The 26,416-nt window shown below is 69.1% G+C and carries 25 protein-coding genes; 10 read left to right on the top strand and 15 right to left on the bottom strand.

From position 1 onward, the window contains the following. The first annotated feature begins 12 nt into the window (after positions 1 to 12). Entirely contained in the window at positions 13 to 1,494 is a 1,482-nt protein-coding gene (gene ahcY / locus NV348_RS08125; protein WP_447146464.1) for an adenosylhomocysteinase, read from the top strand. Positions 1,495 to 1,557: 63 nt separating this feature from the next. Here ahcY and NV348_RS08120 read toward each other — a convergent pair whose 3' ends face one another. Beyond that, positions 1,558 to 1,758 (bottom strand): hypothetical protein, encoded by a 201-nt coding sequence (locus NV348_RS08120; RefSeq protein ID WP_447146463.1) that lies wholly within the window; start codon positions 1,756 to 1,758, stop codon positions 1,558 to 1,560. Between the two features lie 294 nt (positions 1,759 to 2,052). Then, a complete protein-coding gene (locus NV348_RS08115; RefSeq protein ID WP_447146462.1) occupies positions 2,053 to 2,310 on the bottom strand; it encodes a hypothetical protein in 258 nt (85 codons plus the stop codon). Between the two features lie 270 nt (positions 2,311 to 2,580). On the opposite strand from NV348_RS08115, the gene NV348_RS08110 reads away from it, so the two are divergent. The 6 genes from NV348_RS08110 (at position 2,581) to hpf (ending at position 9,327) form a co-directional block, all read left to right on the top strand. Further along, a complete protein-coding gene (locus NV348_RS08110; RefSeq protein ID WP_447146461.1) occupies positions 2,581 to 3,228 on the top strand; it encodes a dTMP kinase in 648 nt (215 codons plus the stop codon). Between the two features lie 77 nt (positions 3,229 to 3,305). Beyond that, complete coding sequence (gene mtrA, locus NV348_RS08105) at positions 3,306 to 3,983, top strand: MtrAB system response regulator MtrA (RefSeq protein WP_019048752.1); 678 nt, start codon at positions 3,306 to 3,308, stop codon at positions 3,981 to 3,983. A 124-nt stretch (positions 3,984 to 4,107) separates the two neighbouring features. After that, positions 4,108 to 5,961 carry an MtrAB system histidine kinase MtrB gene (mtrB, locus tag NV348_RS08100; protein WP_447146460.1) on the top strand — a complete coding sequence of 618 codons (1,854 nt, stop codon included), beginning with the start codon at positions 4,108 to 4,110 and terminating at the stop codon, positions 5,959 to 5,961. Continuing rightward, the gene (gene lpqB / locus NV348_RS08095) at positions 5,958 to 7,772 is read left to right on the top strand and encodes an MtrAB system accessory lipoprotein LpqB (protein WP_447146459.1); all 1,815 of its coding nucleotides are present in this window, start codon (positions 5,958 to 5,960) and stop codon (positions 7,770 to 7,772) included. The genes mtrB and lpqB overlap by 4 nt, the downstream gene beginning before the upstream one ends. Positions 7,773 to 7,804: 32 nt before the next feature. Next, positions 7,805 to 8,449 (top strand): ComF family protein, encoded by a 645-nt coding sequence (locus NV348_RS08090; protein WP_447146458.1) that lies wholly within the window; start codon positions 7,805 to 7,807, stop codon positions 8,447 to 8,449. Between the two features lie 203 nt (positions 8,450 to 8,652). Further along, the gene (gene hpf, locus NV348_RS08085) at positions 8,653 to 9,327 is read left to right on the top strand and encodes a ribosome hibernation-promoting factor, HPF/YfiA family (protein ID WP_447150978.1); all 675 of its coding nucleotides are present in this window, start codon (positions 8,653 to 8,655) and stop codon (positions 9,325 to 9,327) included. A gap of 50 nt (positions 9,328 to 9,377) precedes the next feature. Here hpf and bluB read toward each other — a convergent pair whose 3' ends face one another. The 6 genes from bluB to NV348_RS08055 form a co-directional block, all read right to left on the bottom strand. After that, positions 9,378 to 10,013, bottom strand: coding sequence for a 5,6-dimethylbenzimidazole synthase (gene bluB, locus NV348_RS08080; RefSeq protein ID WP_447146457.1), 636 nt, complete (start codon positions 10,011 to 10,013; stop codon positions 9,378 to 9,380). 23 nt (positions 10,014 to 10,036) lie between these two features. Further along, positions 10,037 to 11,281 carry a fatty acid desaturase family protein gene (locus NV348_RS08075; RefSeq protein WP_447146456.1) on the bottom strand — a complete coding sequence of 415 codons (1,245 nt, stop codon included), beginning with the start codon at positions 11,279 to 11,281 and terminating at the stop codon, positions 10,037 to 10,039. 99 nt (positions 11,282 to 11,380) lie between these two features. Further along, positions 11,381 to 12,781 (bottom strand): fatty acid desaturase family protein, encoded by a 1,401-nt coding sequence (locus NV348_RS08070; protein ID WP_447146455.1) that lies wholly within the window; start codon positions 12,779 to 12,781, stop codon positions 11,381 to 11,383. Between the two features lie 191 nt (positions 12,782 to 12,972). Beyond that, entirely contained in the window at positions 12,973 to 14,103 is a 1,131-nt protein-coding gene (locus NV348_RS08065; protein WP_447146454.1) for a ferredoxin reductase, read from the bottom strand. Positions 14,104 to 14,227: 124 nt separating this feature from the next. Continuing rightward, positions 14,228 to 14,749 carry a DUF6912 family protein gene (locus NV348_RS08060; RefSeq protein WP_447150977.1) on the bottom strand — a complete coding sequence of 174 codons (522 nt, stop codon included), beginning with the start codon at positions 14,747 to 14,749 and terminating at the stop codon, positions 14,228 to 14,230. Between the two features lie 40 nt (positions 14,750 to 14,789). Next, positions 14,790 to 16,199: a WS/DGAT/MGAT family O-acyltransferase gene (locus tag NV348_RS08055; RefSeq protein ID WP_447146453.1), complete on the bottom strand. Its 1,410-nt coding sequence runs from the start codon at positions 16,197 to 16,199 to the stop codon at positions 14,790 to 14,792. Between the two features lie 247 nt (positions 16,200 to 16,446). Here NV348_RS08055 and secA point away from each other — a divergent pair, with 247 nt between their 5' ends. Both secA and NV348_RS08045 read left to right on the top strand, forming a co-directional pair. Beyond that, on the top strand, positions 16,447 to 19,245 hold the full coding sequence (gene secA, locus NV348_RS08050) for a preprotein translocase subunit SecA (protein WP_447146452.1): 2,799 nt from the start codon (positions 16,447 to 16,449) through the stop codon (positions 19,243 to 19,245). 139 nt (positions 19,246 to 19,384) lie between these two features. Then, positions 19,385 to 19,783, top strand: coding sequence for a type II toxin-antitoxin system VapC family toxin (locus NV348_RS08045; RefSeq protein WP_447146451.1), 399 nt, complete (start codon positions 19,385 to 19,387; stop codon positions 19,781 to 19,783). 65 nt (positions 19,784 to 19,848) lie between these two features. On the opposite strand, the gene NV348_RS08040 is transcribed toward NV348_RS08045, so the two are convergent. The 4 genes from NV348_RS08040 to NV348_RS08025 form a co-directional block, all read right to left on the bottom strand. Beyond that, positions 19,849 to 20,604 carry a peptidase inhibitor family I36 protein gene (locus NV348_RS08040; RefSeq protein ID WP_447146450.1) on the bottom strand — a complete coding sequence of 252 codons (756 nt, stop codon included), beginning with the start codon at positions 20,602 to 20,604 and terminating at the stop codon, positions 19,849 to 19,851. A 107-nt stretch (positions 20,605 to 20,711) separates the two neighbouring features. After that, a complete protein-coding gene (locus NV348_RS08035; protein ID WP_447146449.1) occupies positions 20,712 to 21,347 on the bottom strand; it encodes a pentapeptide repeat-containing protein in 636 nt (211 codons plus the stop codon). 99 nt (positions 21,348 to 21,446) lie between these two features. Beyond that, entirely contained in the window at positions 21,447 to 21,770 is a 324-nt protein-coding gene (locus NV348_RS08030) for a hypothetical protein (protein WP_447146448.1), read from the bottom strand. Between the two features lie 70 nt (positions 21,771 to 21,840). Then, positions 21,841 to 22,119 (bottom strand): hypothetical protein, encoded by a 279-nt coding sequence (locus NV348_RS08025; protein ID WP_447146447.1) that lies wholly within the window; start codon positions 22,117 to 22,119, stop codon positions 21,841 to 21,843. Positions 22,120 to 22,196: 77 nt separating this feature from the next. Between NV348_RS08025 and NV348_RS08020 the strand changes: the two genes are divergently transcribed. Continuing rightward, on the top strand, positions 22,197 to 23,750 hold the full coding sequence (locus NV348_RS08020) for a PucR family transcriptional regulator (RefSeq protein ID WP_447146446.1): 1,554 nt from the start codon (positions 22,197 to 22,199) through the stop codon (positions 23,748 to 23,750). Here NV348_RS08020 and NV348_RS08015 read toward each other — a convergent pair. Genes NV348_RS08015 through NV348_RS08005 form a run of 3 tightly spaced genes read right to left on the bottom strand, consistent with a single transcriptional unit; the run spans position 23,738 to position 26,336 of the window. Then, positions 23,738 to 24,601, bottom strand: a complete 864-nt coding sequence (locus NV348_RS08015) for a polysaccharide deacetylase family protein (RefSeq protein ID WP_447146445.1) — start codon at positions 24,599 to 24,601, stop codon at positions 23,738 to 23,740. The two genes, NV348_RS08020 and NV348_RS08015, sit on opposite strands and share 13 nt — an antisense overlap. Next, on the bottom strand, positions 24,598 to 25,713 hold the full coding sequence (locus NV348_RS08010) for an NADH:flavin oxidoreductase (RefSeq protein WP_447146444.1): 1,116 nt from the start codon (positions 25,711 to 25,713) through the stop codon (positions 24,598 to 24,600). The genes NV348_RS08015 and NV348_RS08010 overlap by 4 nt, the downstream gene beginning before the upstream one ends. Further along, positions 25,710 to 26,336, bottom strand: coding sequence for a DUF1989 domain-containing protein (locus NV348_RS08005; protein WP_447146443.1), 627 nt, complete (start codon positions 26,334 to 26,336; stop codon positions 25,710 to 25,712). Before NV348_RS08005 ends, NV348_RS08010 begins: the two co-directional genes overlap by 4 nt. Between the last annotated feature and the right edge of the window lie 80 nt (positions 26,337 to 26,416).

Genomic DNA, 26,416 nt, shown 5'->3' with positions numbered 1-26,416 from the left:
CAGGAGAGGCTGATGACGACCTCAGAACTTCCCGCGCGCACCGAGCTGACCGCTGACGTTCGCAACGGCATCGATTACAAGGTGGCAGATCTCTCGCTGGCCGAATTCGGCCGCAAGGAGATCCGCCTCGCCGAGCACGAAATGCCCGGCCTGATGGCTCTGCGCCGCGAATACCACGATGTGCAGCCGCTGCAGGGCGCGCGCATCTCCGGATCGCTGCATATGACGGTGCAGACCGCCGTCCTGATCGAAACGCTCGTCGCTCTGGGTGCGCAGGTGCGCTGGGCGTCCTGCAACATCTTCTCCACCCAGGACCACGCGGCCGCGGCCATCGTCGTCGGGCCCAACGGCACCGTCGACGAGCCCAAGGGCACCCCGGTCTTCGCCTGGAAGGGCGAGACGCTGGAGGAGTACTGGTGGGCCGCCGAGCAGATGCTCACCTGGCCGGACGAGCCGGCCAACATGATCCTCGACGACGGTGGCGACGCGACCATGCTCGTGCTGCGCGGCGCGCAGTTCGAGAAGGCAGGCGTGGTGCCGCCCGAGGACGCCGACCACTCGGCCGAGTACAAGGTGTTCCTCAACCTGCTGCGCGAGAGCCTCGAGGCCGACAAGACCAAGTGGAGTGTCATCGCCGACTCGGTCTCCGGTGTCACCGAGGAGACCACCACCGGCGTGCTGCGGCTGTACCAGTTCGCCGCCGCGGGTGAGCTGGTGTTCCCGGCGATCAACGTCAACGACTCGGTCACCAAGTCGAAGTTCGACAACAAGTACGGCACCCGCCACTCGCTGATCGACGGCATCAACCGTGGCACCGATGTGCTCATCGGTGGCAAGAAGGTGCTGATCTGCGGTTACGGCGACGTCGGCAAGGGCTGCGCGGAGTCGCTGGCCGGCCAGGGCGCGCGCGTGCAGGTCACCGAGATCGATCCGATCAACGCGCTGCAGGCGCTGATGGACGGTTACGACGTGGTCACCGTGGAGCAGGCGATCGGCAACGCCGACATCGTCATCACCTCGACGGGTAACAAGGACATCATCACCCTCGAGCACATGAAGGCGATGAAGGACCAGGCCATCCTGGGCAACATCGGTCACTTCGACAACGAGATCGATATGGCCGCGCTGGAGCGTTCGGGCGCGACCCGCCTCGAGATCAAGCCGCAGGTCGACCTGTGGACCTTCGATTCGGGCAAGGCGATCATCGTGCTGTCGGAGGGCCGCCTGCTGAACCTGGGCAACGCCACCGGGCACCCGTCGTTCGTCATGTCGAACAGCTTCTCCAACCAGGTCATCGCGCAGATCGAACTGTGGACCAAGCCGGAGGAGTACGACAACGAGGTCTACCGGCTGCCCAAGCACCTGGACGAGAAGGTCGCGCGCATCCACGTCGAGGCACTCGGCGGCACGCTGACCAAGCTCACCAAGGACCAGGCCGAGTACATCGGCGTGGACGTGGAGGGCCCGTACAAGCCGGACCACTACCGCTACTGACGCTGTGACGACAGTGGCCCGTCGACCGACCGGTCGACGGGCCACTGTCGCGTTCCGGGCGGGTCAGCCGATGATCACGCCCGTGCAGAAGATGTTGTGCTCGCTGCTGATGCCGAGCAGCGCGCACATCACCGAATTGAAGGCGGCCGACGACCCGGCGTCGGGGCCTGCGGTCGGGGTGCCGGTCTCGGCGGACGCGGTGCCGCAGGCGACAGCGGCGGTGATGGCGAGCGTGGCGGCGGCGGTGCGGGCAATGGTTCTCATGGCGAAATCCTCGTAGGTGGTGGGAGCGCGGGCCAGCCCGCAATTCTTGGGTCCGTCGTGTGGTCGGTCAGCCCACTGATCCGGTGGCTGGCCTCACCCGACGCGTCGCTCATGGTGATCACTCCTGGAAGGCGATCGGGCCGGTCGGCGACGGTTCACCCACCGTGCCCGGTCCGGTCGGCGCTCACCAGACCGGAGAAATCGGGGCATGTGAAACATAATCGAGTCATATGGAGTGTGCCGGCGACGGCGACGGCCCGCCGATCGGGGGATCGACGGGCCGCGCGGAATGGATCAGACCAGCAGCAGGCAGACCGGCAGCGGGATGACGGCTTCCAGGAGGGCGCAGGCGGCGAGTTCGGCCGCGGAGCCCGCGGCGGCGGAACCGGCTTCGGCCGAGCCACTGAGCAGGGCGGCCGAGCCACTGCGTGCGTGGTCGCCCCGGCCGACGGGGTCGGCGGTGGGCGCGGCGGTCGCGACGCCGGAGCCGGCGAGGGCGATGCCGAGCGCGGCGGCGGCCACGGCGGCACGGAGAACGGTTCGGTTGAGCATGGTGACTCCTGGATCGAGCGGCCCGGCGCGGGCGCGGGGTGGACGTGCGCCCCGGTAGCCCGGACGGAGCCGATCCGCCGAGGACTTTGGAATGAGACCACTTCACACTCTGGTCGCGAGGTGAAACGGGCAATCCGGTCCCCGTCGTCCCGGCGCGTCGGACGACACGGCGGTCCGGCGCCCGGCTCGCCGCCGCGCCCGGTGGTCGCCGGTGATTCCGGGGTGGGGCCTGCGGTGCTCGCCGTATCCGGGCGGGTAATCTCACCGCTCATGGGCGTGCTGATTGCGGTGGAAGGCCTCGACGGCGCCGGTAAACGGACGCTGACCGACGGGCTGATCGACGAATTGTCCGGAAAGGGGCTGCGCGCGGGCAGCCTGGCCTTTCCGCAGTACGGCCGATCGATCCACGCCGATCTGGCCGCGGAGGCCCTGCGCGGCGGGCATGGCGACCTCGCCGGCTCGATCAACGCGATGGCGATCATGTTCGCCCTCGATCGTGCCGACGCGAGCGCGGAACTGTCGAACCTGCTGGACGCCAACGACATCGTGATCCTGGACCGCTGGGTGGCTTCCAACGCCGCGTACTCCGCGGCCCGCGCCGAGCAGGACGCCGACGGCGAAATCGTGTCCTGGGTGGGCGATCTGGAGTTCGGCAGGCTGGCCCTGCCGGTGCCCGACCTCACCGTCCTGATCGACATCCCCACCGAGGTCGCGGCCGAACGTGCCCGGCGCCGTGGTGAACTCGACACCGCCCGGGCCCTGGACGCCTACGAGCGGGACGGCGGTCTGCAGCACCGCACCGGGGAGGTCTATCGTGAGCTGGCCGACCGTGACTGGTTCGGTCGCTGGTGGACATACCGATCCGATGACGATAGGCCCGCCCTACTCACCCTCTGCACGGAAATCTTTGCCGGATAAGGTTGGATACGCGACGGGTTCACACCATTAATGGCGTGGCGGCCCGATCCTGGCCTGGGAGATGACAACATAGGACTATGAAGCCCAAGATTCTGGTCGTCGACGACGATATGGCACTCGCTGAGATGCTGACCATCGTCTTGCGCGGGGAAGGGTTCGACCCGCACGTGGTCGGCGACGGCACGCAGGCCCTGTCGGCGGTGCGGGAGATCCGCCCCGACCTGGTATTGCTGGACCTGATGCTGCCCGGGATGAACGGCATCGACGTATGCCGGGTGCTCCGGGCCGATTCCGGCGTTCCGATCGTGATGCTCACCGCCAAGACCGACACGGTCGATGTGGTGCTCGGTCTGGAGTCCGGTGCCGACGATTACATCGTCAAGCCGTTCAAGCCGAAGGAACTCGTCGCCCGCGTGCGCGCGCGTCTGCGCCGCACCGAGGACGAGCCCGCCGAGCTGCTCTCGATCGCCGACATCGTCATCGATGTGCCCGCGCACAAGGTGACCCGCGGCGGCGCGCAGATCTCGCTCACCCCGCTGGAGTTCGACCTGCTGGTCGCGCTCGCGCGCAAGCCGCGTCAGGTGTTCACCCGTGAGGTGCTGCTCGAACAGGTGTGGGGCTACCGGCACGCCGCCGATACCCGCCTGGTCAACGTGCACGTGCAGCGACTGCGCGCCAAGGTCGAGAAGGATCCGGAGAACCCGGAGATCGTGCTGACCGTCCGCGGTGTCGGCTACAAGGCCGGACCGCCGTGATCGGTACCTGTGAGGCGCCGCTGTGACCGACGGTCGACCTGCCGGTACAGCGTCAGCGCCTCCAGCGCACGATGGACGTGCGCACACCTTCGTCACGCAGTTGCGGCGATGGGCGGCCCCGGTCATGGCCTGGTTCCAGGCTGTCGGGACCGCGCTGGGCCATCTCTGGCGCCGGTCGCTGCAGCTGCGTGTCATCGTGTCCACGCTGACCCTCTCGCTCATCGTGATCACGATCCTCGGTGTCGTGCTGACCGGTCAGATCACCGACCGGCTGCTCGAGGCCAAGATCAATGCCGCCGTCGAGGAGATGGATCGTGCCCGCAGCACGATCGAGGGCAAGCTCTCCGGCGTGCACGACGCGAACAGTCAGCAGCAACAGCTCGCCGACGCCCGCGCTGCGCTGTCCAGCCGTGGCGGCACCGGCCAGTCCAGTGGTGCCGCGGGTAGCTTCGACTCGGCGCTGGCGATGGTCGGCGGCACGCCGCCGCAGGAACTCACCACCGGTCCCATCTCGGAGGTGCCGCAGGAGCTGCGCCGTTTCGTCCAGCGCAACCAGGTCTCCTACCAGTTCACCACCGTCGCCGACCCGGACGGCTATCGCGGGCGCGCGCTGATCATCGGCAGCCCGAGCGCCGAGGTCGCGACCCTGGAGATCTACCTGATCTTCCCGCTGGCCAGCGAGGAATCGAGCCTGTCGTTGATGCGCGGCACGATGCTGATCGGCGGCGTCGTGCTGCTGGTGCTGCTCGCCGCGATCACCGCGCTGGTCACCCGGCAGGTGGTGCTGCCGATCCGGTCGGCGGCACGGATCGCCGGTCGCTTCGCCGACGGCAGGCTCAAGGAACGCATGCTGGTGCGCGGCGAGGACGACATGGCCCGCCTCGCCCAGGCGTTCAACGAGATGGCCGAGAGCCTGTCGAACCAGATCACCCAGCTCGAGGAATTCGGCAATCTGCAACGCCGGTTCACCTCCGATGTCAGCCACGAGCTGCGCACCCCGCTCACCACGGTGCGCATGGCCGCCGACCTCATCCACGGCTCCAGCGACGATCTCGATCCGGCGCTGGCCCGCAGTTCCGAACTGCTGGTCAACGAACTGGACCGGTTCGAGGGCCTGCTCAACGACCTGCTCGAGATCTCCCGGCACGACGCGGGTGTGGCCGAGCTGCAGGTGGAATCGCTCGACGTGCGGATGTGCGCGCGGGCCGCGATCTCCACGGTGCGGCACCTGGCCAAGGAGGCCGGCGTGGAGGTCGTCATCGATCTGCCCGAGGAGCCGGTCGTCGCCGAGGTCGATCCGCGCCGCGTCGAGCGCGTGCTGCGCAACCTGCTCGCCAACGCGATCGACCACAGCGAGGGCAAGCCGGTGCTGATCCGGATGCGCGGCGACGCCGAGGCCAACGCGGTCGCGACCGTCGTGCGCGACCAGGGCGTCGGCCTGCGGCCGGGCGAGGAGAAACTCGTCTTCAACCGGTTCTGGCGCTCGGACCCGTCGCGGGTGCGGCGCTCCGGCGGCACCGGTCTCGGCCTGTCGATCAGTGTCGAGGACGCCAACCTGCACGAAGGCAGGCTCGAGGCGTGGGGCGATCCCGGCGTCGGCGCCAGCTTCCGGCTGCTGCTACCGATGGTGCGCGGCCGTAAACTGGGTGCGAGTCCGCTGGCCTTGGAGCCGATGCTGCGTAAGGTCCCCGCCCTCCCCGAGGCCGAGCCCGATCCGGCCGAACCGGAATCCGGCGGCGGCGAGCCGGGCGCGATTCAGACCGAGCCCGCGGGCCCAGCCGTCATTCGGACCGAGCCCGCGAGTGCGATCCGGACCGGGCCCGCAGGCACCGGGCCCATCCCGGCGGTCCCCGCGGACGCCGAGACCGACGCGCAGCCGCAGCCGCCCGACGCGCACCCGGCGTCGAACGGGCGTGCCGAGACCACCGGCGCCGACGACCAGCCGATGTCCACCGAGACCGGAGACCGACAGTCATGACGAACGTGCGGGGTGATCGCTGGGGGCGGCGGGCCGCCGCGCTGGTCGCGGCCGCGCTGGTCGGCGTGCTGGTGCTGAGCGGGTGCGCCAGCCTGCCCGAGTCCTCGGCGCCGCAGGCGCTCGGCACGATCAACCGCGCGCCGACTTCGGAGGGTCCGCCGCCGCCGACCTCGGGCCGCGACCCCGACCTGCTGGTCGGCGACTTCCTCGCGGCCAGCGCCGACCCGGCCAACCGGCACGCCGCGGCCCGCCAGTACATGGCCCCCGAGACCGCGGCCGAATGGAACGACGAGGCGAGCATCACCATCGTCGATCGCCCCGACACCCTGCGCGAATCGCGGTCCGGCGACAAGGCCAGCTACGTGATCCGCGCCCGCAAGGTCGGCGAGCTGGCCGGTGACGGCGGCTACCGGGCCGTCGAGGGCACGCTCGAGAACAAGATCGAGATGAGCAAGATCGACGGCGAGTGGCGGATCACCGAGCTGCCCGACGGCGTGGTCATGGAGTCCACCGCATTCGACAAGTCCTACCGCCGCTACGTCCTGCAGTACGTCGATCCGGGCAGTTCCGTGCTGGTCCCCGACCCGCGCTGGATCTCGGTGCCGCGCGCCCAGCTGACCGAGCGGCTGATCGGCATGCTCGGCGCCGGGCCGCAGTCCACGATCGCACCCGTGGTGCGCAACCAGCTCGCGCCGCCGGTGGCCGTGCGCGGCCCGATCACCAAGGCCGACAACGAGCCCGGTGAGGTCGGCATCGGCATCGGTGGGGTGCGCATCGACTTCGCCGGGGTCGGCCAGCTCGGGCAGAAGGAACGCGAACTGCTCGCCGCGCAGGTGGTGATGACGCTGGCCGGCGCCGATATCCTCGGACCGTACGTGCTGCTCGCCGACGGCAAACCGCTCGACGAGCGGTATGCGGCCAACGGGTGGTCGGTCGCCGACCTCGACCAGTACAGCGCGTCGGCCCCCGGCCGGAACCGGATCGGCCTGCACGCCCTGCGCGACGGCACGCTGGTGCAGGTGACCCCCGACGGCATCGTCACCCCGAGCGGTTCCTTCGGCGAGGCGACCAATCTGCAGTCGGTCGGCATCTCCGCCGACGGCCAGTTCGTCGCCGCCGTCGCCGACACCGGACGACCCGCGCCCGAACCCGGCCGCACTCTGCTGATCGGCAACTACGGCGCCAAGGCGTTCGCCGTCGCCGAGGGCACCAGCATCGCCCGTCCGTCGTGGACTTCCGACGGCGGCGCCGCGTGGACGGTGCTCGACGGCGACCACGTCATCCGGGCGGTCACCGATCGTGCGACCGGCAATGTCTCGGTCTCCGACGTCGACACCACCGCCCTGTTCGAGGGCTCGGGGTCGCCGCGTCCGCCGATCAGCGAGGTGGTGGTCTCGCGCACCGGTGCGCGGGCCGCGCTGATCGCCGACGGCAAGGTCTACGTCGCGGTGATCGAACGCCGTCCCGACGGCAAGTACGCGCTCACCTCGCCGCTGCCGCTCGCGCTCGGGCTCAGCAGTCGCGCGGTCTCGCTGAGCTGGGTCACCGGCGACACGATCATGGTGGCCCGCGAGGGCAATGTCGACCCCGTCTTCACGGTCTCCATCGACGGGTCCCAGTTCTCCCCGGTGACCTCGCAGAACCTGACACCACCGGTGCGGGTGGTGACGGCGGCGCCCGTCACCCAGTACGTCGCAGACTCCCGCGCGGTCCTGCAGCTACAGACCGCCGATCCGGCGCGCAACGACCGCTTCTGGCGCGAGGTGCCCGGCCTGACCGGCGAACACGTCGTCCCGGTGCTGCCCAGCTGATCTGTCGGTGGGTGCTGTGATACTCACCCGCTATGAGAGCCCTGCTCGATCTGGTGCTGCCCGTCCACTGCGGTGGCTGCGCGACGGTGGGCGTCGCGTGGTGCCCCGGCTGCGCGGCCGAGCTGAGCCGCGTCCCGGTGCGCGTCCGTCCGCGCACCGATCCCGGCGTCCCCTGCTGGGCGCTCGGGCCCTACCGTGGTCCTGGCCGCCGCGCCGTGCTGGCCGCCAAGGAGCACGGACGGCGGGACCTGGCCGCGCCCTTGGGCCTGGCGCTCGCGCTGGCGCTCGACCGGCTACGGGCGCCTGATCGCCCGCTGGTACTCGTCCCGGCGCCGACCCGATCGGCGGCCGCGCGGCGCCGCGGCGGCGATCCGGTGGCGCGCTCGGCGGCCCTCGCCACGCGGTGGCTGATCGATAGCCGGAGCGTGCCGCTGCTGCGGATGCGGCGTGGCGTGCGTGACTCGGTGGGCCTGACGACACGCGAGCGTGCCCACAATCTGCGCGACCGGATCATGACGGTGACCGAGCTCTCCGGTCCGGCCCTCATCGCGGCGAATGCCGAGGTAGTCGTGGTCGACGACGTCCTCACGACAGGGGCGACTGTCACCGAATCGGTACGGGTTCTTAGTCGAATCGGCGTACTTCCGTGCGCGGTTTTGGTGACCTGCGCGGCTTGACTCCGCGAAATTTGCGTGAACAGTGGCGCACTTGCTCGTGGCGGACTAGCGTCGCGGACACACACCGAACGACAAGTTTGGAGGTGGCGCCGCGGACATCTGGTGCCGAGCGATTCCCGATCGGCACAGCTCAATCCCGCCGTACTCGCTTCATCGTGTGCGGCCATATCCGGGAGGTACGCGTGACGACTTCTAGGGCATCAGTGCGAGATGCTGACCCCACGGCACTGGCCGACAGTGCCGCCGACTCGACCGAGAACCCGCACGCCGAAGTGGTGGTCTCCGGTCGGAATGTCGAAGTCCCCGACCACTATCGAATCCACGTCGCGGAGAAGCTGGCTCGGCTGGAGCGCTTCGACCCGTCGATATTCCTCTTCGATGTGGAACTTTTCCACGAACGTAACCGTCGTCAACGCAAGGCCTGCCAGCGTGTGGAGATCACCGCGCGTGGCCGTGGTCCGATCGTGCGCGCGGAAGCCAGCGCAGACAGCTTCTACGCCGCGCTGGAGTCGGCCACCCAGAAGATCGAGAGCAGACTGCGCCGCACCAAGGACAAGCGGCGCGTCGTGCACTACGGCGACAAGACGCCGGTCTCGGTCGCGCAGGCCACCGCGACGCTGGTGGACGAATCCCTGTTCACCGCGCCGAACGGCGCCGCCGCCCACGTCCATGCCGAGGAACCCGAGCATGAGGACGGTCCCGGCCACATCGTGCGCACCAAGGTGCACACCGCGACACCGATGTCGGTGGACGACGCGCTCTACCAGATGGAACTGGTCGGACACGACTTCTTCCTGTTCCACGATCGCGAGACGGACCGGCCTTCGGTCGTCTATCGCAGACACGCCTTCGATTACGGCCTGATCCGACTGGCCTGACACCAACGCCGATCCGGGCACCCGCGTCGCAGCGGGTGCCCGGATCGCGTTCAGCCGCCGAAGGTTTCGTGGTGCACGGCCTCGGTGAGCGAGCGACCCGACCGCCAGCCGAACCGTTCCAGGTCCGGCACCTGCTGGAACTCGCGCACCGGCCCGACGCACAGCCAGGCCACCGGCTTGATCCCCGCGGGCAGCTCGATCAGCGCGCGCAGGAACTCCGGATCGTAGAACGACACCCATCCGACGCCGACCTGCTCCGCGGTCGCCGCGAGCCACAGGTTCTGGATCGCCAGCACCGTCGAGTACACGCCGGTCTCCGGCACCGTCGCCCGGCCCAGGATCTGTGGGCCCCCGCGCCGGTCGTCGTGGGTGACCACGACGCCGGTGCCGCTCTCCAGGATCCCGTCGATCTTGATCGGCTCGAACGTCTCGGCGCGCTCGGCCGGCAGCGCGTCGCGGAACTCGACCCGCTTGTCCGCGACATGGTCGGCGAAGCGGCGCAGGGTGTCGGGCTTACGGACCACGACGAAGTCCCACGGCTGGGAGTTGCCGACGCTGGGCGCGCGATGGGCCGCGTCCAGAATTCGCCACAGGGTGTCGTCGTCGACGAGCTCGCCGGTGAACTCGGCGCGCACATCACGGCGCAGGCGGATCGCGTCGTAGACGCTCAACTGGTCGGCACACACGCCGACCAGTCAACCGCAGCCGGTCAGGCCACCGAGCGGCGGGCCAGCTTGCGCCCGGCGGCCAGCGCGGTGCGCAGGCCATGGCGACGGCCGGTCACCGGGTCGACGGTGGTGACGGCGTTGCCGCCGAACAGCTTCTCCGACTTGGTCTCCGGCGCGTCATCGGTGGTGTGGCGCAGGTACTTGTTGGGCAGCGACAGCTTGAGGATCGTGCGCCACGACTTGAAGTACTGCACCGGCATCGACCCGGTGGTGTAGGGCAGGTCGTACTTGTCGGCCAGCTCGCGCACCCGCACGGCGATGGCGGCGTAGCGGTTGCTCGGCAGATCGGGGAACAGGTGGTGCTCGATCTGGTGGCTGAGGTTGCCGGTCATGAAGTGCATGACCTTGCCGCCGGATATGTTGGCGCTGCCCAGCATCTGGCGCAGGTACCACTCGCCCTGCGTCTCGTTCTCGATGTCGGCTTTGGTGAACTTTTCCGCGCCGTCGGGGAAGTGGCCGCAGAAGATCACCGCGTTGGTCCACACATTGCGCACCACGTTGGCGGCCATGTTGGCGGTGAGGGTGGTGAAGAACGACGGGCCGGTGAGCAGCGGGAAGATCAGGTAGTCCTTGGCGGCCTGCTTGCCGATCTTCTTGAGCACCAGCTTGCGGTCGGCGTCGAACTGCTGCCACTCGGGCGAGTCCTTGGTCCACTTCTTCTTGGCGACCTTGCCCAGTTCCAGGTGCTGGATGGCGACGCCGTACTCGAACAGCATCTGCAGCAGCAGGTTGTAGACCGGGTTGCCCAGGTAGAACGGCATCCAGCGCTGGTCGCGGGTGACGCGCAGCAGGCCGTAGCCGATGTCGTCGTCCATGCCCAGCACATTGGTGTACTTGTGGTGCAGGAAGTTGTGGGTGATCTTCCAGTGCGCCGACGGGCCCGCGTTGTCCCATTCCCACGAGGTGGAGTGGACTTCCGGATCGTTCATCCAGTCCCACTGCCCGTGCATGACGTTGTGCCCGATCTCCATGTTCTCGATGATCTTGGCAGTGCCGAGCAGGGCGACGCCGGCCAGCCAGGCCGGGGGCAGAAAACTGGCGAACAGCACGGTACGCCCGCTGATCTCCAGCGCTCGCTGTAGGCGAATGACGTTGCGGATGTAGCGCGCGTCGGCAGCTCCCCGCGAAGATTCGATTTCGCGGCGGATCGCGTCGAACTCAGCACCGAGAGCTTCGACATCCGCGGCGGTGAGGTGCGCGTATTCCTTGACATCCGAGATCGCCATGCCGGTTACACTACCGTAGGTTACGAGAGCGTAGGTTGGCGATTTCGGGCCCGGATTGTGTGAAAAGTCCTATTGCATAATCGAAATCGAGATGTTATCTCACCCGTGGCGCGCCATCCGCTTGGCCGCGCGGTCGCGCAGGGCGCCCCGCTCGTGCTTGGCCCGCTCACCCAGCGCGCGCTTGGCCTCGCGCAATGCCAGCTTCTCCTGGCGCGCCCGCGCCTTCAGCGTCGCCTTCGCCTCGCGCAGCACTTCCTTCTCGTGCCTGGCCTTGATCTCCAGCGACACCTTCGCATCGTGCAGCGCCGAGCGCAGGCCGAAGCGCTTGCCCGTCTCCTGATCCACCCGCAGCGCCTCCGGCAGCGAGATGCCGGCGAATTTGCGCTCCGAGGACGTCTCGGGCGCGTCGTCGGCGGTCCGCTTCAGGAAGCGGTCCGGCAGCGCCAGCTTGTGGATGGTCCGGAACGCCAGCAGGTACTGCTTGCCCAGCGAACCGGTGGTGTAGGGCAGGTCGTACTTGTCGCACAGTTCGCGCACCCGCACCGCGACCTCGGGGTACCGGTTGCTCGGCAGGTCGGGGAACAGGTGGTGCTCGATCTGGTAGCACAGGTTGCCGCTCATGAAGGCCATCACCGGACCGGCCTTGAAGTTGGCGCTGCCCAGCATCTGGCGCAGGTACCACTCGCCCTGCGTCTCGCCGTCGAGCTGCTCGATCGTGAACTTCTCCGCGCCGTCGGGGAAGTGCCCGCAGAAGATCACCGCGTAGGCCCACAGATTGCGGACCAGGTTGGCGGTGGTGTTCGCCTTCAGCGTCGACTTCCAGGCGGGCCCGGTCAGCGCGGGGTACAGCACGAAGTCCTTGACCACCTGGCGGCCCGCCTTGCGGGCGAACTCCTTGTTCGGCTCGGAGAGCAGCTGCTTGGTCGGAACGCCTGCCAGCTCCTTCTCGATACCGAGGTCGTGCAGCGCGATGCCCCACTCGAAGGTGGCGGCCAGCAACAGGTTCGCGGCGGGCTGCACCAGATGCTTGGGGTGCCAGGCCTCGTCGCGGGTCATCCGCAGGATGCCGAAGCCGAGGTCCTCGTCCTTGCCCAGGACGTTGGTGTAGGTGTGGTGGGAGTAGTTGTGCGCCCGGCGCCACTGCGCCGAGGTCCCGGTCATGTCCCACTCCCAGCTGGTGGAGTGGATCTCCGGATCGTTCATCCAGTCCCACTGCCCGTGGCTGACGTTGTGCCCGAGCTCCATGTTCTCGATGATCTTGGCCACCGACAGCAGCGCCGTGCCACCGAGCCAGGCCCAGCGGTTGCGGCTGCCGAACAGCACCGCGCGGCCCGCTACCTCGAGTGCGCGCTGGGCGGCGATGGTGCGACGGATGTACTTCGCGTCGCGCTCGCCGCGGGAGGTCTCCACCGATCGGCGGATCGAGTCGAGTTCTTTCCCGAGGGTCTCGATGTCGGCCGACGTGAGATGGGCGAAGGCCTGGATATCGGTGATGGCCACCGGGGTCCTCTCTGTTGGTGTGGCGGCTGGTCGGGTCGGAATGGAGACGGGCCGAGAACGGCTGGCTGCGCCGCGTTCTCGGCCCTGGTGCGCCGGTCGGCGCGTGGTAGGCCGGGACCAGCCGCTGTCGGCCATTCATATGGCCGACGCATTACTCCGAGGGTACCTGGTGTCCGAAGCGCGTGGGATGCTCAGATATCGAGCGTGCAGTCACCCGCCGCGGCGGAGATGCAGGTCTGCACCTTGTCGCCCGGCTGACGTTCGTCACCGTTGCGCAGGTCGCGGGCGTGTCCGGCGGAGAGCGTGACCACGCAGGTCTGGCAGATGCCCATCCGGCAGCCGAACGGCAGCTGGACGCCGACCGATTCGCCCGCCTCGAGCAGGCTGGTCGCGCCGTCGGCGGAGACGGTGCGGCCGGTGGTGCCGAAGGTCACGGTGCCGCCCTCACCGATCGCCGAACGCTCGACCTCGAAGCGCTCGATGTGCAGCTTCTCCGGGATTCCCGCTGTCTTCCAATGCTGTTCGATCGCGTCGAGCATCGGCGCCGGGCCGCAGGCCCAGGTCTCGCGCGCACGCCAATCGGGGTAGAGCTCGTCCAGGCTCGCCAGCGAGAACAGGCCCTGCGCGTCGGTCAGCTGCAGGTGCGAGACGAAGCTCGGGTGCTTGTCGTGCAGTGCCCGCAGCTCGGCGCCGAACATGACGTCGGCGTCGGTCGGGGCCGAGTGCACGTGCACCACATCGGAGACGCCGTTGCGCCGGTCCATCGTCCGCAGCATCGACATCACCGGGGTGATGCCGCTGCCCGCGGTGAGGAACAGCACCTTCGCCGGCGGCGGCTCCGGCAGCACGAACCCGCCCTGCGGCGCGGCCAGGCGCACGATCGTGCCCGCGGCCACCCCGTTGACGAGATGACTGGACAGCTTGCCCTCCGGCATCGCCTTCACCGCGATGGAGATGAGCCGCTTGCCGCCCTCGCCGGTCCAGTCCGGCGGACAGGTCAGGGAGTAGGAACGCCAGTTCCAGCGGCCGTCGATCAGGATGCCGATGCCGATGTACTGACCCGGCTGGTACTTGAAGTCGAAGCCCCAACCCGGCTTGATCACCAGGGTCGCCGAGTCGGCGGTCTCCTTCTGCACCTCGACGATCCGCCCGCGCAGCTCCCGGGCCGACCACAGCGGGTTGGCCAGGTGCAGGTAGTCGTCGGGCAGTAGGGGAGTGGTCACCCGGGCTACCGCGCCACGCAGCACGTTGAGCTTGCCGCCGCGGTCGCCGACCTGCGCGGCCGGTGCTTCGAGCCATTCCCGGAACTTGTTCATGACCATGCTTGCCGTTGTCTCCCTGTGCTGCCGTCGAGCCGCGGTGGGGCAGCTCGCTCGCAGCCAGGTTACGGCATCGTAGGTTCGGTGGCAGTGGCAGCGGCAGTCAGCGCGGTGATCTCGGGAGATGTCACAGCAGATCGAGCAGGAACGGCAGTTCCTGGGTGGCGTACCAGGCGAGCTGGTGGTCCTCGGCGTCACCGAGGACGAACTCGGCGTCGGTATCGCCCAGGTCCGCGGCGTCGATGACGTCGACGGCCTTGGCGACCTGCGGTTCGGCCTCGGCCAGGTCGACGTGCACCGACGCCACCTGGTCATAGGTGATCGGCCCGGCCAGCTTCACCACCGCGTCGTCGAGATCGGGCCGCAGCTTCGCGCCGGTGACGTCGGCGGCGATCACCGCGCGCCGGTAGACCGGGCTGCCCGGGGCGGCCGCCTCGCCCGCGGCGGTGGCGTCGTCACTCGCGTCGTCGAGGCCGTCGCGTTCGGCGGCGAGCAGCCGCAGCGACGCCCTGGCCGCCTCCTGCATCGCGACCTCGGCCAGCTCGTCGTCGTCGCCTGCGGCGTAGGCCTCGCGCAGCGCGGGCGTCACCGCGAACGCGGTCGCGCCGAGCGGGAACACCTCCCGCTCGTCGACGAGCCTGCGCAGCATCGGGATCGTCGCCGGGATGTAGACGCGCAGCTTGCCGTTCTCAGATACAGGCACCGAGCAACTCCTCCATCGATTCGTGCACCGACGCGGCCAGGACGTCGATGTCGGCCATGGCGTCGCGGTCGGCGTTGAGACCGTAGAAGACCTGACCGTCGTACGAGGTGAGCCCGAAACTCAACGTCTGATTGCGCAGCAGCGGCGATACCGGATACATCTCCAGCATGCGCGCACCGCCGATGTACATCGCGGTCTGTGGTCCCGGCGCGTTGGTGATCACCAGGTTGAACGTGTTGTCGGCGAAGGTACTCGCCGCGCGCACACTCATCGCGTGCAGGCTGGCCGGGGCGAACCCGGCCAGGTGCACCAGCGTGCGGGCCCGCACGCCACGACGCTGCCGACCTGCGGCTTCGGTGGCGTGCGAGATGTGCGACAGGCGCATCACCGGATTCGGCTCACCCACCGGCAGGTCGATCAGGAACGAGGAGACCTCGCTGGCCGGGGTCGGCTGGTCGCCGCCGTCGACGTAGACCGACATCGGCACCACGGCCCGCAGATTGTCCGATTCGACCAGCGCCTCGTTGCGCGAGAGCAGCCAGTTGCGCAGTGCGCCGGTGACCACGGCGAGCACCGCGTCGTTGATCGAGCAGTCGAAATGGCGCCGGATGGTCCGGTAGTCCTCGAGATCGGTGCGCACCACGTCGAACCGCCTGCTGCGCGAGGTGTGGGCGTTGAGCGGACTGTCGGACACGCCCGATGTCGCCGCGCGCACGGCGTTCGCCGCCGCCTTCACCGCCATTCTGGTGCCCCGGACCAAGCTGAACGCGTTCGACCCGGCGTCACGGGCGACCTCGTAGGCCTCGCGCGGCTGCGCGGCCAGCTGCGATAGTGCGCCTGCCAGCAGCTCCACGTCGGTGGGTTCGCGCGGCGCCCGCCACGCGTCGTCGGCCAGTTCGCGCGGCAGCGGGCTGTTGTCGAGGATCACGTGCCCGATCTCGAGCGCGGTGTCCCCGTCGACGAGCGCGGAGTGCGATTTGGTGAACACCGCGCTGCGTCCGTCGGCGAGACCCTCGATCAGATACATCTCCCACAGCGGCCTGCCCTGATCCAGCGGGCGCGAGGCGAGCCGGGCGACCAGGTCGTAGAGCTGTTCGTCGCTGCCCGGACCCGGCAGCGCGGAGCGGCGGATGTGATAGCTGATGTCGAAGCGGCTGTCCTCCACCCACACCGGCCTGCCCAGGGTGAGTGGGATCTCGCGCACCTTGCGGCGGTACCGGGGGACCAGTGGCAGCCGGGATTCGACCAGGTCGATGAGGCCGTCGTAGTCGAGGACCTGGCCGGTGGCGCCGGGTTCGGTGTTCTGGAGGATCGCGAGAGAGCCGATGTGGATCGGGTTGTTGCTCGACTCGAGTCGGTAGAACGACGCGTCCTGCGGCGTCAGTCTCGTGATCACGCGCTCCGATACTCCTTCCGGTGCCGCATCGCGCAGATCGGGCACGTGCCTCATCCTACGTCACCGTAGGTGAATCGCGGTGCCCGGCAACAAGCCTCATCGGCCAGTGTGACCTGGGCCGATGCCATCGCACGGTACACCGGGCACGGGTACTCCCGGCCGGGTACGGTGGTCTGCGGACTACGATGGCCCATAACACCGTGGCTCACTAGCCGAACACACTCCGACCAGAGGACTGACGAGACCCGTGCCTGCGCTGACACTGACGAGGTTGCTACGGATTGGTGAAGGTCGCATGGTCAAGCGCCTGTCGAACCTCGCCGACGAGGTCATCGCGTACGGCGAGGAGATCGAGCAGCTGACCGACGACGAGCTGCGCGCCAAGACCGGCGAGTTCAAGCAGCGCTTCGCCGAGGGCGAGACCCTCGACGACCTGCTGCTCGAGGCGTTCGCGGTGGCTCGTGAGGCGTCCTGGCGGGTGCTGAACCAGAAGCACTACAAGGTCCAGATCATGGGCGGCGCCTCGCTGCACCTGGGCAACATCTCGGAGATGAAGACCGGTGAGGGCAAGACCCTGACCTGTGTGCTCCCCGCGTACCTGAACGCGCTCTCCGGCGAAGGCGTGCACGTCGTCACCGTCAACGACTACCTCGCCAAGCGTGACGCCGAGTGGATGGGCCGCGTGCACCGCTTCCTCGGTCTCGAGGTCGGCGTGATCCTCGGCGGCATGACCCCGGCCGAGCGCCGCGTGGCCTACAACGCCGACGTCACCTACGGCACCAACAACGAGTTCGGCTTCGACTACCTGCGCGACAACATGACCCACTCGCTGGACGATCTCGTCCAGCGCGGCCACAACTTCGCCGTGGTCGACGAGGTCGACTCCATCCTCATCGATGAGGCCCGTACCCCGCTGATCATCTCGGGCCCGGCCGACGCCTCGTCCAAGTGGTACGCCGAGTTCGCGCGCATCGCGCCGCTGCTGAAGAAGGACGTCCACTACGAGGTGGACATCAAGAAGCGCACCATCGGTGTGCACGAGGCGGGCGTGGAGTTCGTCGAGGACCAGCTCGGCATCGACAACCTCTACGAGGCCGCGAACTCCCCGCTGGTGAGCTACCTGAACAACGCCATCAAGGCCAAGGAGCTCTACCAGCGCGACAAGGACTACATCGTCCGCGACGGCGAAGTGATCATCGTCGACGAGTTCACCGGCCGCATCCTGGTCGGGCGCCGCTACAACGAGGGCATGCACCAGGCGATCGAGGCCAAGGAAAAGGTCGAGATCCAGCCGGAGAACCAGACGCTGGCCACGATCACCCTGCAGAACTACTTCCGCCTCTACGACAAGCTGTCCGGCATGACCGGTACCGCCGAGACCGAGGCCGCCGAGCTGCACTCGATCTACAGCCTCGGCGTGGTCCCGATCCCGACGAACAAGCCGATGGTCCGCAAGGACCAGGCCGACCTGATCTACAAGTCGGAAGAGGCCAAGTTCGCCGCCGTCGTCGACGACGTGGTGGAGCGGCACGAGAAGGGCCAGCCGGTCCTGATCGGTACCACCAGCGTCGAGCGCTCGGAGTACCTGTCCAAGCAGTTCACCAAGCGCGGTGTGGCCCACTCGGTGCTGAACGCGAAGTTCCACGAGCAGGAAGCCCAGATCATCGCCGAGGCCGGTCGGCCCGGCGCGGTCACCGTCGCCACCAACATGGCCGGTCGTGGTACCGACATCGTGCTCGGCGGCAACGCCGACATCATCGCCGACATCCTGCTGCGCAAGCAGGGCCTGGACCCGGTGCACACCCCCGACGAGTACGAGGCCGCCTGGCATTCCGCGCTCGAGCAGGTCAAGGAGCAGACCGCGGCCGACGCCGAGGCCGTGCGCGAGGCCGGTGGCCTGTACGTGCTCGGCACCGAGCGGCACGAGTCGCGTCGTATCGACAACCAGCTGCGTGGTCGTTCCGGCCGTCAGGGCGACCCGGGCGAGTCCCGCTTCTACCTGTCGCTGGGTGACGAGCTGATGCGCCGCTTCAACGGCGCCGCGCTCGAGGCGATCATGACCCGCCTGAACCTGCCCGACGACGTGCCGATCGAGGCGAAGATGGTCTCCAAGGCCATCAAGAGCGCGCAGACCCAGGTCGAGCAGCAGAACTTCGAGATCCGCAAGAACGTCTTGAAGTACGACGAGGTGATGAACCAGCAGCGCACCGTCATCTACGGCGAGCGCAACCGGATCCTGCGTGGCGAGGACATGGAGGGTCAGGTGCAGAACATGATCACCGACGTGACCACCGCCTATGTCGACGGCGCCACCGCCGAGGGCTATGTCGAGGACTGGGACCTGGACAAGCTGTGGACCGCGCTCAAGACGCTGTACCCGGTGAGCCTGGACCAGAAGGAACTGGTGGGCGAGACCCACACCGGCGACGCCGGCGAGCTCACCCGCGACGAACTCCGCGAGGCGCTGCTCGACGACGCGCACACCGCGTACGAGAAGCGCGAGCAGGAGATCGACGGCCTGGCCGGCGAGGGTGCGATGCGCAACCTCGAACGCCAGGTGCTGCTCTCGGTGCTGGACCGCAAGTGGCGCGAGCACCTCTACGAGATGGACTACCTCAAGGAGGGCATCGGCCTGCGCGCGATGGCCCAGCGTGACCCGCTGGTCGAGTACCAGCGCGAGGGCTTCGACATGTTCGCCGCGATGCTGGACGGTCTGAAGGAGGAGTCGGTCGGCTTCCTGTTCAACCTCCAGGTCGAGGTCCAGCAGCCTCAGCCCGAAGGCGTCTCCGTCGGCACCGGCCTGCGCTCCCCGGTCGGCGCCCGTCCCCAGGACACCGCCCCCGCCGAGACCCAGGCCCCGCCCGCCCTGCGCGCCAAGGGCATCTCCGATCAGTCCCCCCGCGGCCTGAACTACTCGGGCCCCGCCGAGGACGGCCGCGCCGAATCCCATTCCGACGCCCAGGAATACGGCGGCCAGCAGCCCGGCACCCGCCGCGAGCGCCGCGAGGCCGCCCGCGCCGAAACCAAGGGTAAGCGCCGCCGCTGAGGCACCGCCGATAGATCCCACCGAGGCCCCCGCACCCCGCGGGGGCCTCGGTCGTTTCCGCGACCTCGATCGTGCATGTGGCGCTGGATGCCGAACGCGCCGAAAGGGATTCGTCCTTCGACGATGCGGAGTTCGGCGGGTGATCGTGGTCGATGCCTCGGTCTTCGTCCACGCGCTGCTGAGCCCCGACCCGCTGGGAGAGGTCTGCCGTGCCGCGCTGGAGGCCGACAATCGCTGGATCGCGCCGCAGCACTGGACCGTCGAGGTCTTGTCGGTGATCCGCCGATTCGCCCGTGCGGGCACCATCACCGCGGACCAGGCCGCCCGTGTGGTCGCCGCCGTCGGCAAGCTGGATCCCGAGGTTCCCCTCACCCGTGTTTTCGTGTCCCGGATCTGGGGCCTCCGCGACAACCTGAGCGCCTATGACGCCGCCTACGTCGCGGCCGCGGAGGCCTACGGGTGCGATCTGCTCACCACGGAATCGCGATGGGCGAACGCGCCGGGAATCACCTGCACGGTCCGCGTTCTGCGAGCCTGAGCCGCTTCCCGCCGAAGGGTGAAACCTGCCCGGTCGCAACCCGGTTCGCCGAGATCGCCGTGGATTCAGTTCGTGGGGGTCGATGATCCGGCGGTGCCTGCTCGGGTGGTTGTCGTGGTGGCCGACCCGGACGACTTCGGGGTGCTCGGGGTACTTGGGGTTGTCGGGGTGGCGGTGGAGGTGGGGATCGGGCCGACGGTGAGGGAGCGGGCCTTGGCGCGCCAGTCGGTGGGGAGGTCGCCCTTGGCGGATGTCGCGACGGGGTAGGTGTCGCCCTTGTTGGCGCGGGCGGCGAAGAGGGTGGCGGTCTTGCCGGTGCGGTTGAAGACGGACAGGGCGGCGCTGTCGATGTGCTGGCCGGCGAGGTCGGGGGAGCCGATCTTGAACAGCGACATCTTGCCGGTGCCCTCGCTGCCGGTGAACAGGCACAGGTAGTTGGTGGGGCAGCGGTCGTAGCCGGTGCAGCCGCCGGTCTTGTCGCACCAGTTCTGGGTGACGCTGGTGAAGGTGTTCGCGCTGACTTTCGTTGTCTCGGTGCCCTTTCCGTTGTCCAGGATCACCGGGAGCTCCTCGTCGGGTGCCGCGCCGAGCCGGTCGAGCAGATACGTGCACGCCTGGGAGAGCGCGATGCCGGTGGCCGCGACGACGAGCGCGGCCGTCACCGTCACGCCTGCCTTCAGCTTCAGCGCGACGACCTCGACGACCGGAACCACCATCTCGCACACGACTTCTCGCGCCTGCTCGGGCGCTTCGTCTTCTTTGCATCCGGCGATGCCGAACCCGACCACGAACGCGAGAACCACCGCAACCAGCTTCTGCACGGCGTCAGAATGCGCGTGGATTATCCACTCGTGCAAGGAAATTCACGGTTGCCTGCCCCGCGCCCGGGCGTGGCTGTCCTTGCTCGGCCGAACGAAAGATCGGCCGGTCAGTGGCACACGGCCACGCTGACCGCCGTCGCGCCGTGCCGGGCGAACCACTCCGCGAGTTCCTCGCCCTGAACCAGACGCGGCGACTCGGCGCCGATATCGATCGCGCCGTCGACCGACCCGCTCGCACCGGTGAGATCGCAGCCGGCCAGCCGGGCGCGGTCGAAGTTCGCGCGATCGAGCCGGCAGCCCCGCAAGCTCGCGCCACGGAAGTCGCTGTCGCCGAAGCTCGCCCGGCGCAGGTCGGCGCCGGTGAGATCGGCATCGCGGAAATCGGAGGCGGCGAAGTCGGCCTTCATCAGCCGCGCGCCGGCGAGCCGGGCCGTGCGCAGCACGCAGTCGCGGGCTTGCGCGGTGCCGAGGTCGGCGCCGGTGAGGTCGGCCCCCGACAGGTCGGTGGCGAGCATCCAGGCGCCGTAGAGGTCGGTGTCGACCAACCGGGCACCGGCCAGCCGGGCTTCACCGAGTTCGGCGCCACCGAGATCGAGCCCCGACAGATCACTGCCGGTGAGGTCGAGTCCCCATCCGTTGAACAGCATCTCGGTGGTGCGCGGCACCGTCGGGTCGGCGGGGAGGTGGTCGAGATAGTGGGCGAGGACCTTCCTCGCGTCCGGGTCGGTGGGCCACCTGGGCACCGCGTGCAGATCGCCTTTCGGCCGACGCCGCCAGAACATCATGAGAAGTATTTACACCCTGTGGTTCTCGCGCGGGAACTGTCGGGTCACGAACACGAATCAGCTGGCGCGGTGGATGGGATGGACCCGGGACAGGGCCCGTTTGGCCTCGGCGAGCGAGATCAGCTGATCCTCGTCGTCGATCTCGGCGACGGCGGCCTCCGCCCATTCCCGCAGCAGGGTGGACACGCCCACCCGACGTTCGTCGGCCAGGGCTTTCAACCGGGAGTGCAGGCCCAGTGGCAACCGGATGGAGGTGGTCACCATGATGTCCTCGTTGGCGGGCAGGCGAGGTGGCGCTTCGGCGGCCGCATCGGAGAAACTCAGCCGATCCATGAAGTCGGCGAGCTCTTCTTTGCTCGATGGATAGTCCTGATCGCTCATGCTGTGTCCTTTCGGCATGCTCGGGCGCCCTCCGTGGTTACGCGAGCTGCCTCCTCCGGGCGCTGACCGATCATGCCGGGCGCCCACTTTCCCACTGCTCGAATTGCGCCAGTTCCTCGGCGCGCATCGACCGCGCGCCGATGATCACCCACGTCCAGTCGTCGCGCTGACGTGTGACCACGATCAGCGGACGTCCGGCCGTGGTGCGCCCCCACACCGTCAAAACGGACACCTGGCCGTCGAAGGCCGGGCGCGGCCACCGTCGTGACGCTGCGAGGACCTGCCGAACCTCGCTGGGTTCGACGCCGATCAGGTGAGCGATCGCCCAATCAGGCCACTCGAAACCCATAGGTCCATAATACGCACGTAGTAACAGCCTGTGAAAGCACTGAGCATCCCGGCCGGATCGGTGGGTAGATTCGCTGGGTGTTGACCATCAGCCGACTGGTCGCCGATCCCGCGCTCGGCCTGCGGATCGTGACGCCGGAACTCACCGATCGCCTGGCCGCCGAGATCCGCTGGCTGCACACCACCGAGCTGCCCGATCCGTCGCCCTATGTCCGTCCCGGCGAGCTGGTGCTGACCAACGGGTTGTGGCAGCCGCACGTGGCGGCGGCGCGGTTCGTCGACGCGCTGAGCCAGGCGGGTGCGGCCGGCCTGGTCTTCGGGCTGACCGCGCAGACTCCCGTGCTGCCCGAGGAACTCGTCGTCCTGTGCCGCGAGCGTGATCTGCCGCTGGTCGAGCTGTGTATCGGGGTGCCGTTCGCCGCGCTCACCCGCGCCGCCGCCCGGATCCAGAACGAGGTACTCCAGGCCGAGCTGACCGCGACGGTACGCCGGGGCGACGCGCTGGCCACCGCCCTGTCGCGGGGCAGCGGCGCGGCGGGCGTGCTCGAGATCCTGCGTGGCGACACGGAACTGCCGCTGCTGGTGGTCGATCGGCGGGGCCGCTGCCTGGCCGCCATCGGCTGTGAGCCGACCGCCGAGCAGATCAGGACGGCCGCCGCCGCGCTCAGCCGCACGCCGCCGCCGCTCGAGGTGAACCTGCTCGGGTCGGGACCGTCGGCGCTGTATCTCGTCGAGGGCGCGATGGGGGAGGTCGACGCCGGGCTCTACTGCCTGGAACCGGCCGCGACGCTGACCGCCGCCGACCGGGAGGCCCTCGATCAGGCGGCCCGGTTCCTGAGCCTCGAGGTCACCAAACAGCAAGCGGTACAAGCCATCGAGGCCCGCTTCGCCGCCGAGCTGCTCGAGATGATCCTGTCCGGACCCGGCCGGGACGACGAGGTGAGCCGTCGGTTGCGGGCTTACGGTGTGCCGTCGGACGGGCCGCTCGCGGTCTTCGCGCTCGCGGCCGCGGACGTGTCCCTCGACGACATCGCCGACGCGGCGGGCACCCTGTTCGCCACGCACGGCATCCCGGTGTTCACCGCCGCGGGCAGTCGCGACGCGGTGGCGGTGTGCCCGTGGCCGGGCACCGCCGACGAGCTGGCCCGCTTCGCCGCCGAACTCTCCGGCGACATCGCCCGCCGCACGGCGGCACCGCGCATCGTCATCGGCGTCGGGGATATCGCCCCCGCCGCGTCGGGTCTGCGTGAGCCGCTGGTCCGGGCGCGCGAGGTCTGCCAGGTGCTGCGCGCGCAGACCGGCCCCGACACCGCGACCTTCGCCGACATCGCCACCCACCGGATGCTGCTGGGCCTGCTCGACACCCGGGTTCTGGAGCGGTTCACCGACCAGGTCCTCGGCGCCCTGCGCGCGCACGACGCCCGCGCCCACACCGAACTCGAGCACACGCTGCGCGTCTTTCTCGCCAACGACGGCCAGTGGGGCGTGACGGCGGCGGCGCTGCACGTCCATGTCAACACCCTGCGCAACCGGATGGCCAGGATCACGGAGCTGACCGGCCGCGATGTGCACCGGCTCGCCGACACCGTCGACCTGTTCCTCGCGCTCGCGGCCGGCCCTCAGCCGGGGTAGACCGCCGGATCCACGTCATAGCCGGGCAGCGGTCGCACCGGTGTCGCGGCGTCGGCGCGGGCCCAGGCCGCCACGTCCCGGCAGCGCGCGAACGTCACGTCCCCGCACTCCTGGGCGTAGCGGATCAGGGTGCGCAGCGCCAGCATCCGGCTCGGCCGCCCGGTGAGGAACGGGTGCATACACACGTTGAACAGGCACCGGTAGTGCCGCATCCCGTCGAGTTCGGCCCGCCACATCCGTTCGACCTTGTCCGGCGACTCGATGACCGACCCGATCCGCGGTTCCGGCAGGTACGCGTACTGCTCCCAGTCGTCGAGCGACCAGTGCACCGGCAGTTCCACCACCGGCGCGTGCGTGCCCGGCACCAGATACGGCCGGTCGTCCCCCATCAGCGAGGAGTCGTAGGCCAGCCCGTATTCGGCGACCAGACCGAGGGTTTCGCGGCTCGCGCTCCACATCGCCGCCCGGTGCCCGGCGATCTCGATGCCCTGTGCCGCGAAAACCTCCAGTGCCCGAACGAAATCCGCGCGCTCGGCGCCCGGCGGCAGCGAGGTGGGCGCCCGATGACTGTAGGAGTGATGGGCGACCTCGTGCCCGCGCTCGACGATCGCCGCGGCCAGTCCCGGACGCTGCTCCGCCACCCAGCCGGGCACGAAGAACGTCGCGGGCACGGCCATCTCGTCGAGCAGGTCCAGGATCCGTGGCACGCCGACATCGGGTCCGTAGGACTGGTGCGACATCACCATCGGGTGCTCGGCGTAGCGCCCGCCCTCGGCGAGGATCGGCGTTTCGGCGTCGACGTCGAAGGTCAGCGTCGCCACGGCGGCAGCGCCACGGGTCCACGAGGTCATCGGCGTGCGCGCCAGGCCGCGGCAGTGTCCAGGTTCGCCATGGGGTGCAGCATCTCATGGTCGAACGCGTCGAGCGGTCGCCCGGTCGCCACCCGGCGGGGCAGGTCGGGGTTGGCGAGCGCGCCCGTGCCGAGCGAGAGTAGATCCGCGTGCCCGCCGGTGAGAACATCGGCGGCCTGGGGCAGCGCGTGCATTCCGCCGTTGGCGATGACCGGCTTGCCGGTCACCTCGCGGGCGAGCTGGGTGATCGTCGAGCCGTCGGCCAGGCGCGCGGTCTCCAGGAAATCGCGGCCCTCGCTGGCGATGTGCAGATAGGTCGCGTCGGTCAGCGCGCCGAAGATCACGCGCGCGTCGTCCGCGCCGCCGGGCCAGCGGTAGGTGAAGTCGTTGACCTTCGTCTGCGACAGCCGCATCCCGACCGGGAGGTCGCCCACGGCCTCGCGCACCGCGTGCAGCACGCGCACGTGCAGCCGGACCCGATTGCGTACCGGGCCGCCGTACTCGTCGGTGCGCAGATTGGTGTAGCCGGTGAGGAATTGGTCGAGCAGGTAGCCGTTGGCCCCGTGGATCTCGACGCCGTCGAACCCGGCGGCCCGCGCATTCGCGGCCGCGGCGGCGAAACCGGCGATCACCTCGTCGATATCGCGAGCGGTCATCTCCCTCGGCGCGTCCCACGGACCGCCGACGCCGCCGTAGTCGGCCATCATCCGTCCCGGCGGCGCCACCGCCGACGGGCCGATCGTTCCGATGCCGTAGGAGTTGCCCTGGGAGATGGCGCCCGCGTGCATCAACTGGGCGACGATCGGCACGCCCTCGGCGTGCACCGCGTCCACCACCGACCGCCACCCGGCGACGTGCGCCTCGGTGACCAGACCGGGCTGGCCGAAGTAGCCCTGACTGTGCGCGGCGTCGGGGTAGACGCCCTCGGTGGTGATCAGGCCGAAGCCGCCCGCCGCGAATTCGCGGTAGTACCCGGCCATCTGAGCGGTCGGCGTGCCGTCGGGTGCGGCCGAGATCCGGCTCATCGGGGCGACGGTGAAACGGTTGCGCAGACGCAGGGTGCCGAGATCGAACGGCGCGAGGGCGGGGTGGGCGAGGTCGGTGGTGGTCATCGGTTCTTCTCCTCGGTGGTCAGGACGGTCAGGGACAGCGGGCTCGGGCCCGCCCCGTTGATGACGTTGTGGTCCTGCGGGCAGGACGAGACGACGACGAGACACGGCATCTCGGCGCGGAAGGTGATCGCGTCGCCGGGCCGGGTCGCGGCGGCCAGCCAGGACAGATCGCCGTCGGCGCCGACGGGGATGCGCATGAACACGTTGATCGGCTGCGGGATGGGGGACGGCGCCGGATATCCCCGCTCGGCCAGCGCGCGGGTCAGGTTCTCCGCGCAGCTGGCGTGGTCCGGATCCCCGTACGCGGCATAGCGTTGCGGGTCGCAGGCGGCGATCAGCATGTCGTGGACGCCGGGGGAGGTGTCGGCGAGGTAGGTGAGGATCGGGCGTCGCCGGTTGGTCACGAACGCCTCACCCAGGGCCGGGAACAGGCGGCTGGTGTGGGTGCGGGTGTGCGCGGCGCTGTGGTGCTCGGTGAGGTCGTCGGCGTTGTAGGCGAAGACGTCGCCGACCTGACCACCGGCGACATCGGTGATCCGCACACGGTCACCGGTGCGCAGAAGCACCGATCTGGCCTGCCTGGCCGGCACGAGCACCGGCTCGGGGTAGCTCAACGTTGTCATGCCGTTCAGTCAACCGGTGGGCGGGCAGCACGCGCCATGGATGAATCGACACTCCTCGGCATTCTGGGTGGATGTTTCAC

The organism is Nocardia fodinahabitans (assembly GCF_052983615.1).
The sequence above is the reverse complement of the archived record's forward strand: the minus strand, read 5'-3'. Positions and strand labels throughout refer to the sequence as shown.